The sequence below is a fragment of the Geothrix edaphica genome (genome assembly GCF_030268045.1).
GTDB classification, from domain to species: Bacteria; Acidobacteriota; Holophagae; order Holophagales; family Holophagaceae; genus Geothrix; species Geothrix edaphica.
Genome location: NZ_BSDC01000001.1, coordinates 142,794 through 158,443, shown reverse-complemented (window position 1 = coordinate 158,443; position 15,650 = coordinate 142,794). Strand labels below are relative to the sequence as shown.

At 70.3% G+C, this 15,650-nt stretch carries 15 protein-coding genes; 13 read left to right on the top strand and 2 right to left on the bottom strand.

Annotation, left to right across the window (positions count from 1 at the left end):
• Positions 1 to 6: 6 nt before the first annotated feature.
• Genes QSJ30_RS00745 through QSJ30_RS00735 form a run of 3 tightly spaced genes read left to right on the top strand, consistent with a single transcriptional unit; the run spans position 7 to position 3,614 of the window.
• On the top strand, positions 7 to 1,308 hold the full coding sequence (locus QSJ30_RS00745) for an O-acetylhomoserine aminocarboxypropyltransferase/cysteine synthase family protein (RefSeq protein ID WP_285605870.1): 1,302 nt from the start codon (positions 7 to 9) through the stop codon (positions 1,306 to 1,308).
• A gap of 9 nt (positions 1,309 to 1,317) precedes the next feature.
• Positions 1,318 to 2,253 (top strand): homoserine O-acetyltransferase MetA, encoded by a 936-nt coding sequence (gene metA / locus QSJ30_RS00740; RefSeq protein ID WP_285605869.1) that lies wholly within the window; start codon positions 1,318 to 1,320, stop codon positions 2,251 to 2,253.
• Complete coding sequence (locus QSJ30_RS00735; RefSeq protein ID WP_285605868.1) at positions 2,250 to 3,614, top strand: aspartate kinase; 1,365 nt, start codon at positions 2,250 to 2,252, stop codon at positions 3,612 to 3,614. The genes metA and QSJ30_RS00735 overlap by 4 nt, the downstream gene beginning before the upstream one ends.
• Before the next feature lie 7 nt (positions 3,615 to 3,621).
• On the opposite strand, the gene QSJ30_RS00730 is transcribed toward QSJ30_RS00735, so the two are convergent.
• Positions 3,622 to 3,852, bottom strand: coding sequence for a hypothetical protein (locus QSJ30_RS00730; protein ID WP_285605867.1), 231 nt, complete (start codon positions 3,850 to 3,852; stop codon positions 3,622 to 3,624).
• A 286-nt stretch (positions 3,853 to 4,138) separates the two neighbouring features.
• Between QSJ30_RS00730 and QSJ30_RS00725 the strand changes: the two genes are divergently transcribed.
• Positions 4,139 to 4,696 carry a hypothetical protein gene (locus QSJ30_RS00725; protein ID WP_285605866.1) on the top strand — a complete coding sequence of 186 codons (558 nt, stop codon included), beginning with the start codon at positions 4,139 to 4,141 and terminating at the stop codon, positions 4,694 to 4,696.
• A gap of 3 nt (positions 4,697 to 4,699) precedes the next feature.
• Here the strand turns inward: QSJ30_RS00725 and QSJ30_RS00720 are convergent, their stop codons facing one another.
• A complete protein-coding gene (locus QSJ30_RS00720; protein WP_420798748.1) occupies positions 4,700 to 5,155 on the bottom strand; it encodes a YidB family protein in 456 nt (151 codons plus the stop codon).
• A gap of 95 nt (positions 5,156 to 5,250) precedes the next feature.
• On the opposite strand from QSJ30_RS00720, the gene QSJ30_RS00715 reads away from it, so the two are divergent.
• From QSJ30_RS00715 to QSJ30_RS00675, 9 genes are all read left to right on the top strand, one after another.
• Complete coding sequence (locus QSJ30_RS00715; RefSeq protein ID WP_285605864.1) at positions 5,251 to 5,505, top strand: GlsB/YeaQ/YmgE family stress response membrane protein; 255 nt, start codon at positions 5,251 to 5,253, stop codon at positions 5,503 to 5,505.
• Positions 5,505 to 6,449, top strand: a complete 945-nt coding sequence (locus tag QSJ30_RS00710) for a DUF4126 domain-containing protein (protein ID WP_285605863.1) — start codon at positions 5,505 to 5,507, stop codon at positions 6,447 to 6,449. Before QSJ30_RS00715 ends, QSJ30_RS00710 begins: the two co-directional genes overlap by 1 nt.
• A 110-nt stretch (positions 6,450 to 6,559) precedes the next feature.
• Positions 6,560 to 6,955, top strand: a complete 396-nt coding sequence (locus QSJ30_RS00705; protein WP_285605862.1) for a LysM peptidoglycan-binding domain-containing protein — start codon at positions 6,560 to 6,562, stop codon at positions 6,953 to 6,955.
• Between the two features lie 143 nt (positions 6,956 to 7,098).
• A complete protein-coding gene (locus QSJ30_RS00700) occupies positions 7,099 to 9,171 on the top strand; it encodes a M13 family metallopeptidase (RefSeq protein WP_285605861.1) in 2,073 nt (690 codons plus the stop codon).
• Positions 9,172 to 9,188: 17 nt separating this feature from the next.
• Entirely contained in the window at positions 9,189 to 9,779 is a 591-nt protein-coding gene (locus QSJ30_RS00695; RefSeq protein WP_285605860.1) for an isochorismatase family protein, read from the top strand.
• 2 nt (positions 9,780 to 9,781) lie between these two features.
• Positions 9,782 to 10,384 carry a uracil-DNA glycosylase family protein gene (locus QSJ30_RS00690; protein WP_285605859.1) on the top strand — a complete coding sequence of 201 codons (603 nt, stop codon included), beginning with the start codon at positions 9,782 to 9,784 and terminating at the stop codon, positions 10,382 to 10,384.
• A gap of 69 nt (positions 10,385 to 10,453) precedes the next feature.
• A complete protein-coding gene (locus QSJ30_RS00685) occupies positions 10,454 to 13,267 on the top strand; it encodes a M16 family metallopeptidase (RefSeq protein ID WP_285605858.1) in 2,814 nt (937 codons plus the stop codon).
• Between the two features lie 133 nt (positions 13,268 to 13,400).
• Positions 13,401 to 15,134: an RluA family pseudouridine synthase gene (locus tag QSJ30_RS00680; protein ID WP_285605857.1), complete on the top strand. Its 1,734-nt coding sequence runs from the start codon at positions 13,401 to 13,403 to the stop codon at positions 15,132 to 15,134.
• Between the two features lie 34 nt (positions 15,135 to 15,168).
• Positions 15,169 to 15,615, top strand: a complete 447-nt coding sequence (locus QSJ30_RS00675) for a hypothetical protein (RefSeq protein ID WP_285605856.1) — start codon at positions 15,169 to 15,171, stop codon at positions 15,613 to 15,615.
• Positions 15,616 to 15,650: the final 35 nt, after the last annotated feature.

The window sequence follows — 15,650 nt, the reverse complement described above, 5'->3', positions numbered from 1 at the left end:
GCCACCATGAGCACCACCACCCCCCGCTTCGAAACCATCGCCCTCCACGGGGGCCACAGCCCGGACTCGGACACGAAGAGCCGGGCCGTGCCCATCTACCAGACCACCAGCTACGTGTTCGACAGCACGGAGCACGGCGCGGCCCTCTTCAACCTGGAGGTGCCGGGGAACATCTACACCCGGATCATGAACCCCACCACGGCCGTGCTGGAGCAGCGCGTGGCCCAGCTGGAGGGCGGCATCGGGGCCCTGGCCACGGCCTCGGGCCAGGCGGCCATCACCCTCGCGCTCACCACCCTGCTGCGGGGCGGCGACCACGTGGTGGCTGGCAACAACCTCTACGGGGGCACTTACAACCTGCTGAGCCACACCCTGCCGCGGGCGGGCATCACCACCACCTTCGTGGATTCCACCAAGCCCGAGGCCTTCCGCGCCGCCCTCCGGCCCGAGACCCGCGCCATCTACATCGAAGCCGTGGGGAATCCCAAGCTGGACGTGCCCGACTTCGAGGCCATCGCCGCCATCGCCCACGCCGCGGGGATTCCGCTCATCGTGGACAACACCCTGCCCAGCCCCTACCTGCTGAATCCCTTCAAGGTCGGGGCGGACATCGTGGTGCACAGCGCCACCAAGTATCTCGGGGGCCACGGCACCTCCGTGGCGGGCCTCATCGTGGACGGCGGCACCTTCGACTGGAAGAGCGGCAAGTTCCCCGAGTTCACCGAGCCCTTCGCCGCCTATCACGGCGCCATCCTGGCAGACCTCGCCGGCCCCGCGGCCTTCATCACCAAGGCCCGCATCGAGGGTCTGCGCGACACCGGCGCGGCCCTGAGCCCCTTCAACGCCTTCCTCATCCTCCAGGGCATCGAGACCCTGCACCTGCGCCTGGAGCGCCACGGCGCCAACGCCCTGGCCCTGGCCCAGTGGCTTTCGACGCATCCCAAGGTGGCCTGGGTGAACTACCCCGGCCTGCCCACCAGCCCGAACCATGCCGCCGCCGCCCGGTACTTCCGCAAGGGCGCGGGCTTCGGCGGCATCCTCACCTTTGGCCTCAAGTCCACAGCATCGGGGGGTGGGCTGAAGGCCGGCGGGGCCGTCATCGACGCCGTGCAGCTCTTCTCGCGCCTGGCCAACCTGGGCGACGCCAAGAGCCTCATCATCCATCCCGCCAGCACCACGCACGCGCAGCTGTCCGCGGAGGAGCGCGTGGCCACCGGCGTCACCGACGACCTGATCCGCCTCTCCGTGGGCCTCGAGCACATCGACGACCTCATCGGGGACCTGGACCAGGCGCTGGCGAAAGCGTAGGCCCCGGCCATGCCCGTCAAGGTCCCCGCATCCCTCCCGGCCCGCGGCACCCTCGAAGCGGAAAACGTGTTCCTGATGGAGGAGCCCCGCGCCCTCCAGCAGGACATCCGCCCCCTCCGCATCGCGATCCTGAACCTGATGCCCACCAAGATCGCCACGGAGACGCAGCTCCTGCGCCTGCTGGGGAACACCCCCCTGCAGGTGGAGGTCACGCTGCTCCACACAGCCTCCCACGAAGCGAAGAACACACCGGCGGAGCATCTGCTGGAGCACTATGTGTCCTTCGCGGAGGTGCGCGATCAGACCTTCGACGGGCTCATCGTCACCGGCGCCCCCGTGGAGACGTTGCCCTTCGAGGCCGTGGACTACTGGCCGGAGCTGGCGGAGCTGCTGGACTGGGCGCGGACGAACGTCTTCTCCAGCCTCTTCATCTGCTGGGGCGCCCAGGCGGCCCTCCACCGCTACTACGGGGTCCCCAAGCATCCCCTGGCGGAGAAGCTGTTCGGCGTCTTCCCCCACCGGACGCTGGCGCGCCACGAGCGCATCGTGCAGGGCTTCGATGATGTGTTCTTCGCGCCCCACTCCCGCCACACGGAGACCCGCCGGGAGGACATCCTGGCGGAGCCGCGGCTGGAGCTGCTCGCCGAATCCGACGAAGCGGGGGTCTACCTGATCCAGTCCGCGGACCGCCGTCAGGTCTTCGTGACGGGGCACTCGGAGTACGATCCGGGCACCCTCCAGGGCGAGTACGCGCGGGACCTCGGCAAGGGCCTGCCCATCGGCATCCCGAAGAACTACTTCCCCGGCGACGACCCCACCCGCGAGCCCCTGGTCCGCTGGCGGGGCCACGCCAACCTGCTCTTCGCCAACTGGCTGAACTACTTCGTCTACCAGGAGGCCCCCTTCGACCTGGGCCTCCTCCCCGTGGAAGGGAGGCAGGCATGAGCCTGAAGGTCCTCAAGTTCGGCGGCAGCTCCGTGGGCAGCGCCGAGGCCCTCCGCCGCGCGGCGGCCATCGTGAAGGACGAGCTTCCCTCGGGCGGCCTCGTGGTGGTATCGGCCCTGCGCGGCACCACGGATCGTATCCTCGACGCCTGCGCCGCCGCCGGCGCAGGCCGCGTCTCCGAAGCCCAGGCCCACCTGGCCGCGCTCCGCGACCGGCATCGGGGGACGGCCGCCGGCCTGGGGCTGCTGGACACCGTCGCGGCCGAGTGGGAGCCCCTGTTCGACCGGCTGGACCAGCTGCTCACGGGGATGGCCATGCTGGGCGAGGCCACCTCCCGGGGTCGGGACTCCGCCCTGGCCGTGGGCGAGACGCTGTCGGCGCACCTGGCGGCGGCCTGCTTCGGCGGGACCTTCCGGGAGGTCCGCGAGGTGATGCGGACCGATGCCCGCTTCGGCAAGGCCCGGCCCCAGCTCGCGGATCTGCGCGCGGCCGCCGCCCCCTGGCGCGAGGCGCTGGCGGCCGGCGCCCTGTGGATCACCCAGGGCTTCCTGGGCGCCACGGCCGAGGGCCTCACCACCACCCTGGGCCGGGGCGGTTCCGACACCAGCGCCACGCTGCTGGGCGAGGCCCTCGCGGCGGACGAGGTGCAGATCTGGACCGACGTGGACGGCGTGCTGACGGCGGATCCCAGCCTGGTGCCCGAGGCCCGGCCCATCCCCCAGATGAGCCTGGGCGAGGCGGAGGCGCTCAGCGCCTTCGGCGCCAAGGTGCTCCACGCGGACTCTCTCGCCCCCGGGGGCCGGGCGGGCTTCCGGCTCGTGGTGGCCAACACCTTGCGGCCGAGCGCCTCCCGCACGGAGATCCTGCCGGTGCCCCCGCGCCGCGAGCCGGGGGCCGTCACCTCCGTGGCCTACAAGGAGGGCCTCAGCCTCCTGCGCTTCCCGGCCTCGGAGGGCCTGGAGCCACCCCTGGAAGCCGCCCGGCGCCTGGAGGAGGCCGGGGCCCTGCGCTTCGGCCTGGTCTCCAGCCCCGCCGGCACGCTGCTGGCGGTGCGACCGGACACACCGGCCGCCGCCAAAGTCATGGAGACCCTGGCCGCTTCAGGACCGGAGCTGGAGACCGGCTGGGCCGTGGTGGCCCTGGTGGGCGAGGGCCTGCGGGCCGATCCTCTGGCGGCCCTGCGCCACCTGGCCGCCCTGGGGCAGGAACCCGTGGGCGGCCTCCTCACCGGCAGCAGCACGGTCTCCATCGCCTTCCTCGTGCCCGAGTCCCGGCTGGGCGACCTCATCCCGCGCCTGCACGAGCGGTGCGTGGACGGGCCCCGGCCTTCCCGGTCTGCGGGGCGCCAGAAGGCCGGCTGATCTGGACTCAGCCCTGGCGCAACAGCCAGGCGGTGAGGCGGTGGTGGAAATCCTCGGGGTGGTCCAGGTCCGTGGGACGCAGGCGGGCCGGATGGGCGGGATCCCCCAGCAGCAGGGGGGCCGCGTCCACCAGGTTGGGCAGGCGGTGGCCATCGGGCAGGGACCAGAGGGCCCCACGGCCCTCGCCCTCCCGCAACTGCGACGCCTGACGCCGGTCGCCCTGTGTCTCGAAGACCATCTCTTTCCCCTGTGAAATCTAAAAGATAGGCCTGCCGACCCCCTGCGCCACCGGCCCGGCCCCAGGGTGCAGGTTTCGTGACTTCCTGCACCCGGACCTCGGGTGCCCGGGGGGGATGGAAGGCCCGGCGGGTCCCTCCTGCAGGCGAAGATCGGACAGGGTCTCAAACACCGCCACTCCTGAGATCGACCTGGATTTTTCAGGGACTGGCCCCTGACCCCGCCCTCCGGATGGACGTACCTTTCCGGTACGCGGATGCATCCCCCGCGAGAACAGGCGGAACGCCATGAAATCCCTCACGGAATGCCCGAGCAGCACCCTGGAGTGGCGGAGGGGAGCCACCCGCCCCCTGGGCTTCGACCTGCGGACCGACGAAGGTGTCTTCGCCACCCTCGTCTTCCTGGATGACGAGAACATCCTGGCCCGCGCGGAGACCGCCGAGGGGACCTGGACCCTCAAGCACCTGGGCGTCATGAACCCGGTGGTGACCCTGCGCGAGGAGGGTGGGAAGGCGAACCTGGCCACCTTCCATCCCCACACCTTCCGGCACGGGAAGCTGGAATTCCAGGACGGTGCGGTCTTCGACTGGACCTGGCACCCCGGGCCGGGGCCCGGCGGCACCTTCGCCGATCAGGAAGGCACCCCCCTGGTCCGCCTCCATGCCCGCATCGGCAGGGATCTCACCTCCCCTCCGGGCATCGAGCATGGCGATGTGGAACTGAACTCGGCGCACTCGGCGCGCTTCCGCCACGCCATCCTGGCGGCCTTCGGATGGTATCTGATCCTCTTCGACCACCTGAAGGAACGGGACGTCGTGGCGGCGGAGACCGCGCTCAGGTTGTAGATCTCAGCTTAGGAACTTCTTCAGCAGGTCCATGCCCATGCCGCCTTCCGGCAGGCTGCCCTGGGGGCTCAGCTTGTCCACCACCTGGGGCAGGAGATCCGCCAGCCCCGAGGCGGCCTGGTCGTGGGAGACGCCCAGCTGGCCGGCCAGCTGCTGCAGCTGGTCCGAGCCCAGAGCCGCCTGCACGTGCTCGGGGCTGATGGGCTGGTTCGCGCCCGTGCCGATCCAAGAGGCCACCTGGTCGCCCAGCCCCTTCTCCTGAAACTGGCCCAGCAGGCCCTGAAGGCCCCCGGGGTGATTCTGAATGAGGCCCATGACCGCGCCCATGAGCGGGTTGCCGCCCTGTGCCTGGCCGCCCTGTCCGAGCAGACCGCCTACCATGTCCAGCAGACCCATGACATCCTCCTCAGGAAGTGGAGCCCCAGGGTCAACCCGGACGGCCGTCGAGGCAAGGACCATTGCAAATAATTTCGGAACTGCCCGGAATCCATTGACCCTGGTTCCGGACCGGGCGTAGGGTGGACCACCATCTCTCCATCCATCAGGGGGTTCCCATGCTCCACCTCATCTGGACCTGCATCATCGGCCTCATCGCCGGTGCCGTGGCCAAGCTCCTCATGCCCGGCAAGGACCCGGGCGGGTGGATCATCACCATGGTCCTCGGCATCGCGGGCTCGTTCCTCGGCACCTGGATCGGGCGGGCCGTGGGCCACTATCAGGAAGGCCAGGGGGCCGGCTTCCTCATGTCCGTGGTGGGCGCGGTGATCCTGCTGGGCATCTACCACCTCTACAAGCGGTTCTCGGCCTGATGGGCCCAGCGCAGACCCTGGCGGCCATCCTCGGCCTGTCCACCGTCTCCGGCATCAACCTCTACCTCACGGTGCTCCTAGTGGGTGCGGGGCAGCGCTATGGCTGGATCCACGGCCTGCCGTCGGATCTCGCCATCCTGAGCCACCCCGTGGTGCTGGGGGTCGCGGCCCTGCTGTTCCTGCTGGAGTTCCTGGCGGACAAGGTGCCCTTCATCACCCCCATCTGGGACGGGCTCCACACCTTCATCCGGCCCATCGGCGGCGCCCTGCTGGCCCTGGGCGCCGCGGGCGAGCTGCACCCCGTGGCCAAGGTGCTGGCCCTGCTGGCGGGCGGCACCATCGCCCTGGGCACGCACGGCAGCAAGATGGGCGTGCGGCTCCTGGCCCATACGGCCCCCGAACCTGCCAGCCACAGCGTCCTCAGCGTGGCCGAGGACCTGGGCGTGGCGGCCCTGCTGGCCCTGGCCTACAGCCATCCCGCCATCGCCCTGCCCGTGATCGGCATGGTGCTGGTGGCCACGGCCCTCCTGCTGCCCCTGCTGCTGCGGGCCCTGGCCTTCGTGCTCACGGGCTTCCGCGGCGCCCTGCGCTCCCTGGTGGGACGCGGCACCCGCGACGAGGTCCCCCTCTGGGCGGAACTGAAGGCCCTGGAGCTGGCGCCCACGCGCCCCGCGGAGGTTCTGCCCTGCTTCGCCCGCCGCGTGAAGGGCCTGCCGCGGTTCCACGGGGCCTTCCTCGTCCAGGCGGGCGGGAGCTGGCACCTGGTCTACCGGCGCTGGTTCCGCACCCGCAGCCTCAGTTTCGACGCGGCGCCGGGCCCCGTCCGCACCTTCCCGGGCCTCCTGTGGGACACCGCCGTGTTCCTCCGGGACGGCAAGCCCCAGATCCTGCTGACGGGACGGGACTGGCGCCACGCGCTTCCCCCCGTCCCGGCCACCCCCTGAGCCTCCCGCCCCGCAAATGGTCCCGATCTTCACAAGTCGGGTCGACGCGTGGCGATCTTGCGGGACTACACTTGGCGTCCCACCCCAACCCCTTCCCAAGGAGCCCCACCATGGATCGCTTCGAACTTCTGAAGTCCGCCTATTCGCCGGCCCTGAGCATCGTGAACGGCCCCGGGTTCCAGGTCCACAACCTCCACCTGCAGGATGACAAGCTGTTCCTGAAGGCGAGCGCAGGCACCGAGCAGCTGAAGAACGCGGTCTGGGACGCCCTGAAAACCGTGAACCCCAACGTGGATGACGTGACCTGCGACATCGACGTGAACGCGGCCCTGGCGCCCAAGGAAGCCGCGTACGAAGTCCACCCCGGGGATTCGCTCTCCAAGATCGCCAAGCGCTTCTACGGCGATGCCGGCGCCTACATGCGCATCTTCGAGGCGAACCAGGACCAGCTCAGCGACCCCAACCAGATCCAGGTGGGCCAGACGCTCCGCGTTCCGCTCGACTGAGATCCCATGGGCCCCGGCTGATCGCCTCCGGGCCCCGGAGGATGCCCGACTCCCGGGTCGGCAGGGGTGGATCCGCCCCTGCCGACCCGGGATCTTCCCGTAGCGGGCCTTTCAGGCCACCCTGGAAGGTCCTGAGGTTCTCCATGCACGGATCTTTGCCCCTCCTTTCCCTGTGTCTCGCGGTCCACGCCCTGGTGGCGGCGCCCCCGAAGGCCCTGGTGGCGACGCCCCCCAAGGCCGCGTCTCATGGCCTCGACCTGGCGGGCATGGACCGCGCCGTGGCCCCCGGTGATGACTTCTTCGCCTATGCGAACGGCGCCTGGGTGAAGCGGACGGAGATCCCCGCGGATCGCGGGTCCTTCGGCGTCGGGCACGAGGTGGCCGACCTCACGGACCGCCGTACCGCCGCCCTCATCAAGGCCGCCGCGGCCGCCAAGGCGCCCTTGGGCTCCGACCTGCGCAAGATCGGCGACTGCTACACCAGCTTCATGAACGAGAAGGCCATCGAGGCGAAAGGGCTCACCCCCCTCAAGCCGACCTTCCAGGCCATCGGCGCCATCCACGACCGCAAGGATCTGGCCCGCTACCTGGGTACCACCCTGCGCGCCGACGTGGACGTGCTGAACGCCACCAACTACCACACGGCCAACGTCCTCGGCCTCTGGGTGGCCCAGGACCTGGACCAGCCCGACCGCTACGCGCCCTTCCTCCTCCAGGGCGGCCTGGGCCTGCCCGAGCGCAGCTACTATCTGGATTCCTCCGAAGGCATGGCGGCCGTCCGCACGCAGTACATCACCCATGTGGCGGCCATGCTGAAGCTGGCGGGCCTGTCGAACGTCCTCGAGCGCGCCGCGGCGGTGGTGGACCTGGAAACGCGCATGGCCCAGGCCCACGCGGGCCGCGAGGCGTCCGGCGACGTGCGGAAGGGCAACAACCACTGGAGCCGCGCAGACTTCACCCGGAAGGCCCCGGGCCTGGACTGGGAGGCCTTCTTTGGTGCCGCGGGCCTGGCGCGGGCGGAGACCTTCGTGGTCTGGCAGCCGGGCGCCGTCACGGGCCTTTCGACCCTCGCCGCCCATGTGTCCCTCGACGTCTGGAAGGACTACCTCACCTTCCACGCCCTCGACCACTGGGCACGGGTCTTGCCCAAGGCCGTGGCGGACCAGTCCTTCGCCTTCCACGGCAAGGTGCTGAGCGGCGCCGCCAAGCCGCGCGAGCGCTGGACCTACGGCGTGGAGGCCACCAATCAGGCCCTGGGCGAGGCCGTGGGGAAGGCCTACGTGGCGAAGTACTTCCCGCCCTCGGAGAAGGCCCGCGCCCAGCAGATGGTGGGCAGGATCAAGGACGCCTTCCGCACCCGCATCGAGCGCCTCGACTGGATGTCCCCCGCCACCAAGGCCAAGGCCATCGCCAAGCTGGACGCGCTCAAGGTGGGCGTGGGCTACCCGGACCGCTGGCGCGACTACCGCGCCCTGAAGATCGTGGCCGGAGATGCCTTCGGCAACGCCGAGCGGGCCGAGCGCTTCGAGTACGAGCGGAACCTGAAGAAGCTCGGCCAGCCCATCGACCGCACCGAGTGGGTGATGACGCCCCAGACCGTCAACGCCGTGAACCTGCCCGTGATGAACGCCCTCAACTTCCCGGCGGCCATCCTCCAGCCCCCGTACTTCGATCCCAGGCGGCCCCTGGCCATGGACTACGGTGCCATCGGGGCGGTCATCGGCCATGAGATCAGCCACAGCTTCGATGACTCGGGCTCGCTCTTCGACGCCACCGGGAAGCTGGAGAACTGGTGGACGCCCGAGGACCTGAAGCACTTCCAGGCCTCCGCCGACCAGCTGGTGAAACAGTTCGACGCCTACGAGCCCTTCCCGGGCCTCCACATCAACGGCAGGCAGACCCTGGGCGAGAACATCGCGGACGTGGCCGGCCTCGCCGCGGCCTACGACGCCTACCGCCTGTCCCAGGGCGGTCAGGAGGCCCCCGTGGTGCAGGGCCTCACGGGCGACCAGCAGTTCTTCCTCAGCTACGCCCAGAGCTGGCGCGAGAAGACCCGCGAGCCCCTGCTCCGCCAGCAGATCCTCACGGACGGTCATGCCCCCGCCTCGTTCCGGCCCTCCACCGTGCGGAACCTGGACGCCTGGTACCCGGCCTTCCAGGTGAAGGCGGGCCAGAAGCTCTACCTGGCGCCCGCGGACCGCGTGAAGATCTGGTAGCAGGCAAGGAGGCTCCCATGGCCCTTCTCGATTCCAGCCGCAGCATCCTCGTGGTCATCGACCTCCAGGGCAAGCTCGTGGGCATGGTCCACCGGCCGGCCCTGGTGCTGGAGGCCACGCGCCGCCTCATGAGGCTGGCGGATCTCTTCGCCGTGCCCGTGGTGCTCACCGAGCAGTACCCCAAGGGCATCGGCCCCACGGAGGAGAGCATCCGCGCGACCTATGACGGCCTGGCCACGTCGAAGTTCTTCCTCGAGAAGACGGCCTTCGGCTGCTGCGGCGACTCGGGCTTCGAGGCCCTGCTCCAGCAGGCCCGGCCCGGCCTGGCGCCCGCGAAGCGCCAGATCGTGGTGGCGGGCATCGAGGCCCACGTCTGCGTCATGCAGACCGTGCTCGAGCTGCTGGGCTCGGGCCACGAGGTGCATCTCTGCTGGGACGCCGTCAGCGGCCGGGGCGAGGAGTACCGGCAGCACGCGCTGGACCGCATGGCCGCCGCCGGCGCGACGCTCACCAACCACGAGTCCGTGGCCTTCGAGTGGGCCCGGGACAAGAACCATCCCCAGTTCAAGGCCCTGTCCGCGCTCATGAAGGAAGGGCAGCCCGGCTGACCATGGCCCGCATCCAAGGTCATCCCGTCCCCGCCCTCTTCCCCGAGGCCGGCCCCGTGTCCGTGATGCTCTTCGGCGAGGCCCCGGGGCCTCGGGGTGCGGACCAGTCGGGCATCCCCTTCTGGGGTGACGGGGCCGGCATCACGGTGTACCGGGCCCTCAGCGCCACGGGCCGCGCCGTAGTGCCCGAGGCCGCCTGGGCAGACTGGAACGGCGCCCGCTTCAAGGCCCTGGGCCTGGCGCCACGCCTGATCGGCACCGCCCTCAGCAACGCCTGCCCCGCCTGCCCCACGAAAGACGGAGAGCACTTCCACGCGCCCTCCAACAAAGAGCTGCTGGCCCCGGCCAACCTGGCCCGACTGGCCTCCGAGCTGGACCGGGCTGCGGAGGGCGGCTCCTCCCTGCGCGTCATCGCCTTCGGCAAGCGGGCCGAGTGGGTGCTGGGGCGGTTGCCGGGCGCGCCCCCCTTCGAGCTGCACGCCCTGCCCCATCCCAGCGCCCAGGGCCTGCTCCAGGCCGCGCCGGGCAAGGGGAAGGGCCTGCGGCTGGAGGACCTCCGCGCCGAGTGGGAGCAGCGGCTCCAGACCCTTCTTAACATTTCTTAACAAGCCTCTTCCGGTGTGCCGCGTATGCTGAGGGCTTCCGTGCGGAATCTTTCACAACCTGGAGGTCTCATGCCCGTCTCCCGTCGATTCATCCTGCCCCTGTGCGGGGTCCTGGCCTTCGCGCTGGTGGCGGGAGACGCCCCGAAGCCGGCCGGTCCGGCATCCAAGGCAACCTCCAAGGTCAAAGCGGCGAAGGCCCTTCCGCTGGCTGCCCCCATCAAGGTGACGGCAGTGGAAGGCATCACGGAATACCGCCTGGCCAACGGCCTGCGGGTGCTGCTCTATCCCGACGCGAGCAAGCCCACCATCACCACCAACATCACCTACCTGGTGGGCAGCCGGCACGAGCACTACGGCGAGACCGGCATGGCCCACCTGCTGGAGCACATGCTCTTCAAGGGCACGAAGGACCGCCCGGACACCTGGAAGATCCTCAACGAGCTGGGCGGCGATGCCAACGGCACCACCAACTTCGACCGCACGAACTACTACGTGTCCTTCCCCGCTTCCGAGGAGAACCTGCGGAAGGCCCTGGGCCTGGAAGCCGACCGGATGCAGAACTGCACCTTCACGGCCGAGACGCTGTGGGGCAAGGACGGCAAGAGCGGCGAGATGACCGTCGTCCGCAACGAGTTCGAGTCCGGCGAGAACAGCCCCTTCCGCACCGCCATCTTCCGGCTGATGTCGGCGGCCTTCGACTGGCACAACTACGGCAAGCCGGTCATCGGCGCCCGCAGCGACATCGAGCATGTGAACGTCGACCACCTGCGGGCCTTCTACCGGACCTACTACCAGCCGGACAACGCGGTGCTCATGGTGGCCGGGAAGTTCGACGAGCCGAAGACCCTGGCCTACATCAACGACACCTTCGGGCGCCTCCCGAAGCCGGCCCGCACCCTGGAGCCCACCTACACCCTGGAGCCCACCCAGGACGGCGAGCGGCTCGTCACCATCCGGCGCGTGGGCGGCACGCCCCTCCTGATCGCCGGCTACCACGTCGCCCCCTCGGCGCAGGCGGATCGCAGCGCCACGGACCTGGCGGCCTCCATCCTGACCGACGCGCCCAGCGGGCGCCTCTACAAGGCCCTGGTGGAGACCAAGCTCGCCGCCCAGGTCTTCCCCCTCTCCTTCACCACCTACGAGCCCGGCCTCCAGATGTTCGGCGTGGTGCTGGCGAAGGACGGCGACCTGGAGAAGGCGAAGGAGGTCCTCCTGCGCGAAGTGGAAACGCTGAAGGACAAGCCCCTCACCCAGGCGGAGCTGGACCGCGCCAAGGCGCAGACCCAGAAAGGCATCGACCAGGCCCTGTCCGACACCAAGAACATGGCCATCAGCCTCAGCGAGGCCATGGCCGCCGGCGACTGGCGGGAATGGTTCCTGGATCGTGACCGCACCCTGGCCGCCAGCCTCGAGCAGGTGCAGCAGGCCGCCGTGGCCTACTTCAAGCCCAGCAACCGCACCCTCGCGCAGTACATCCCCACCGAGAAGCCCGATCGGACCGAGGTGCCCGGTGTGCCGGACGTGGCCGCCGATGTGAAGGCCTACGTGGGCAAGCAGGTCATCGCCCAGGGCGAAGCCTTCGACGCCAGCCCCGCCAACGTGGACCAGCGCACCGTGCGGTTCACGGCGCCCAACGGCCTGAAGGGGGCCCTGCTCTCCCGGAAGACCAAGGGCAGCATGGCCTCGATCCAGCTCAACCTGCGCTTCGGCCAGGAGGCCTCCCTGCGCGACAAGCAGGCCGCGCCTGAGCTCACCGGCGCCATGCTCATGCGCGGCACCCTCAAGCACTCCCGCCAGGAGCTCGTCGATGCCTTCGACAAGCTGAAGGCGGAAGTGATGGTCACAGGCGGCGCCACCTCCGCGCAGGCCCGGCTCACCGTCCCCCGGGAGAACCTGGCCGCCACCCTGAAGCTGGTGGCGGAGGTGCTGCGCGAACCCGCCTTCCCGGCCTCCGAGCTCGAGACCCTCGTGAAGCAGCAGACCACCGGCATCGAGTCCCAGCGCCAGGAACCCCAGGCCAAGGCCATGGAGTTCCTGGGCCAGACCTTCGATGCCTACCCGGCGGGCCACCCCTCGGCCTACCGGCCGCTGGAGACCCGGATCCAGGACCTGAAGACCGCCAAGGTCGAGGACCTGAAGGCCTTCCACACCGCCTTCTACGGGGCGGACCATGCGACCTTCGCGGCTTCCGGGGACTTCGACGCCAAGGAGCTCCAGGGGCTTGTGACCGAGCTCTTCGGCTCCTGGAAGTCGGCCTCGGCCTATGAGCGCATCCCCGCGCGCCTGAAGGAGGCCCCTGGCCAGTCCAAGGTCCTCGAGACGCCTGACAAGCAGATGGCCATCTTCGTCGCCATGGAGCGCTGGGCCATGAAGGACACGGATCCAGGCTATCCGGCCTTCCTCATGGCCAACCAGATTCTCGGCGGTGGGGCCCTGAAGAACCGCATCGCGGACCGCCTGCGCCAGAAGGAGGGATTCAGCTACGGCGCTGGATCCAACTTCAGCAGCAGCAGCCAGGATCCCGTTGCCTCCTGGCAGGCCTACGCCATCTACGCGCCCCAGAACGCCACGAAGCTGGAGGCCGCCTTCCAGGAGGAGCTCCAGAAGGCGCTGAAGGACGGCTTCACCCAGGAGGAACTCGAGTTCGCCCGGAAGACCTGGCTGCAGGGAGAGGAAGCCCAGCGTCAGGAGGATCGCCAGATCGCCGGCTGGCTGGGCAGCTCCCTCTACCTGGGCCGGTCCGTGCTCTTCGAGGCGGAGCTGGAGGCCAAGGTCCGGGCCCTGAAGCTGGATGACGTGAACGCCGCGCTGCGGAAGCACCTGGATCCCGCGAAGCTCGTGATCGTCAAGGCCGGCGACTTCGCCAAGGTCGAGAAGAAGTAGCCATTCATCACCAGCAAAATGGGGGAGTGGTCCGCCGCTCCCCCATTTTGCTAGGTGGGAAAAGCCTTTCATGGTTCTCTGGATGTCCGCTCGGCGTTGAGAGTGACGCGGGGCGATGACGGAGGGCGTTGCCATGGCACGCATCGAACGGGAATGGAAAGCGGAACACGAAGGCTCGGCGCTGGCCTCGGAACTGCACAAGGTGATGGTGATCAGCCACCGTCAGGCCAAGGGTTTCATTGATGGCCACTGCGTGACGGTCAACGGCGAGACCGTCGAGAAGCACGGCCACCGGCTCAACCCCGGAGACGTGGTGAAGGTGGTCTTCGACCCCGAACTGACCTACGACGTGCTGCCCGCGGCCCGGAAGCTCCAGGCAGGCCCCTTCGAGACCCTCTGGGAGGACAACCACCTCCTCTTCGTCTTCAAGCCCGCGGGCCTGCTGACAGTGCCGGCGGAACAGGGCGGCGAGCCCAGCCTGGCCGAGGCCATCACCGAGTCCTACCGCCGCCGCGGCTTCAAGCGCTTCAACCTCTACATCGTCCACCGCCTCGACCGCTTCACCAGCGGCGTGCTCGTCTTCGCGAAGACCCCCGAGGCCCTCCACGGCCTGAAGAAGCACTTCGAGCTGCACCGTCTCCAGCGCATCTACTACGCCGTGCTGGTGGGCGAGCTGCCCGAGAACAGCGGCACCCTGGCGGGCCACCTCATCGAGCACGCCAAGTCCCTGAAGATGTCTGTGGCCACGCCCCGCAAGGGCCCCGGCGGTGGCAAGCGCATGCCGGCCGGCGCCAAGGAGGCCGTCACCCACTACCGCGTGATCGAGCGCCTGCCCGGCCACACAGTCGTGGAGGTGCGCCTCGAGACGGGCCGCCGCAACCAGATCCGTGTGCAGTTCGCCGACCGCGGCTTCCCCCTGCTGGGCGATCAGGTCTATGGCGTGGAGAGCCCGCTGCTGGACCGCCAGGCCCTGCATGCGGAACTGCTCGGCTTCAAGCACCCCGTCACCGAGGAGCAGGTCACGGTCACGGCGCCCATGCCCGCGGACATGGAGGCGGCCCTGAAGGCCCTGCGCAACCAGGCCCGCATTGTCCGCGCCGTCACCGGCGTGAAAGGCGAGGAGGGCATCTTCCAGCCCACCGAGACCCGCGATCACAAGCTCAAGCGCGTGGCCCGCGCCAAGCGCTTCGACACCCGCGAGGAGGCCCCGGCGCGCACCCCGCGGCCCCGCAAGCCCTTCACGCCCGGCGACCGTCCGACCCGGCCCCGCCCGGACAGTGACGAGCGCCCCCGCCGCACCTTCGGTGCCACCGAGCGGCCCGCCCGGCCCCGGCGCGAGGACGGTGACGAACGTCCCCGGCGACCCTTCACGCCCGGCGACCGCCCGGCCCGGCCCCGCCGTGACGAAGGCGAGGAGCGCCCCCGCCGCGCCTTCGGTTCCGCTGAGCGCCCGGCGCGCCCCCGGCGCGAAGACGGCGAAGCCCGTCCCCGCAAGCCCTTCACGCCCGGCGAGCGTCCCGCCCGGCCCCGCCCGGACAGTGACGAACGTCCCCGTCGCACCTTCGGTGCCACCGAGCGGTCCGCCCGGCCCCGGCGCGAGGACGGCGACGAGCGTCCCCGGCGTCCCTTCACGCCCGGCGACCGCCCGGCCCGCCCCCGGCGCGAGGACGGCGAAGAGCGCCCCCGCCGCGCCTCCGGCACCACCGAGCGCCCCGCCCGCCCCCGGCGGGAAGAGGGGGAGGCCCGGCCCCGCCGCACCTTCGGCGCCGCCGGACGCCCCGCGGGCCCGCGCCGGGAGGGCCCGGGCGAGCGCCCCGCGCGCAAGCCCGCGCCGCGCACCGGCAAGCCCAAGCCCCGGAAGCCCTGAGGAACCGGGCCCCGGCCCGGCTCATCCTTCTTCCATGCGCACCTTGCTCGCCAGCCTCCTCCTCACGCCCTTCCTGGCCGCCCAGGAGGCAGGGAGTCTGGACCTGCGCACCGACCTGGGCACCGATCCCAGCGCCCAGGTCCACCTGGTCCGGCCCGGGTGCTGGGATGGCCTGATCCTCCAGGCCGCCCCCCGGCCCTTGAGCACCGTCCAGCGGGATCAGGCGGGCGCCACGGTGGAGGTGTGGGACCTGGCCTACCGGGACACGCCGCGACGCGAAGCCTTCGGCGTCTACCTCCAGGTCCTGCGGGACCGCCTCTCGCGGGCCTTTGCGGCGCCACCACCCAGCCACGGCGCGATCGAACTCGGCGAGATGGTCTTCTCCGACCCGTCCAATCCCCAGAAGCTGGATCTCACCAGGGTGAAATCCATGCAGGATCGCTTCAATCCGGCCCCGCGGGTGCCGGCGGCGGGGCATTAGAGGCTTCACCGCCTGTCCGAGTCCGCCCCGGGCCG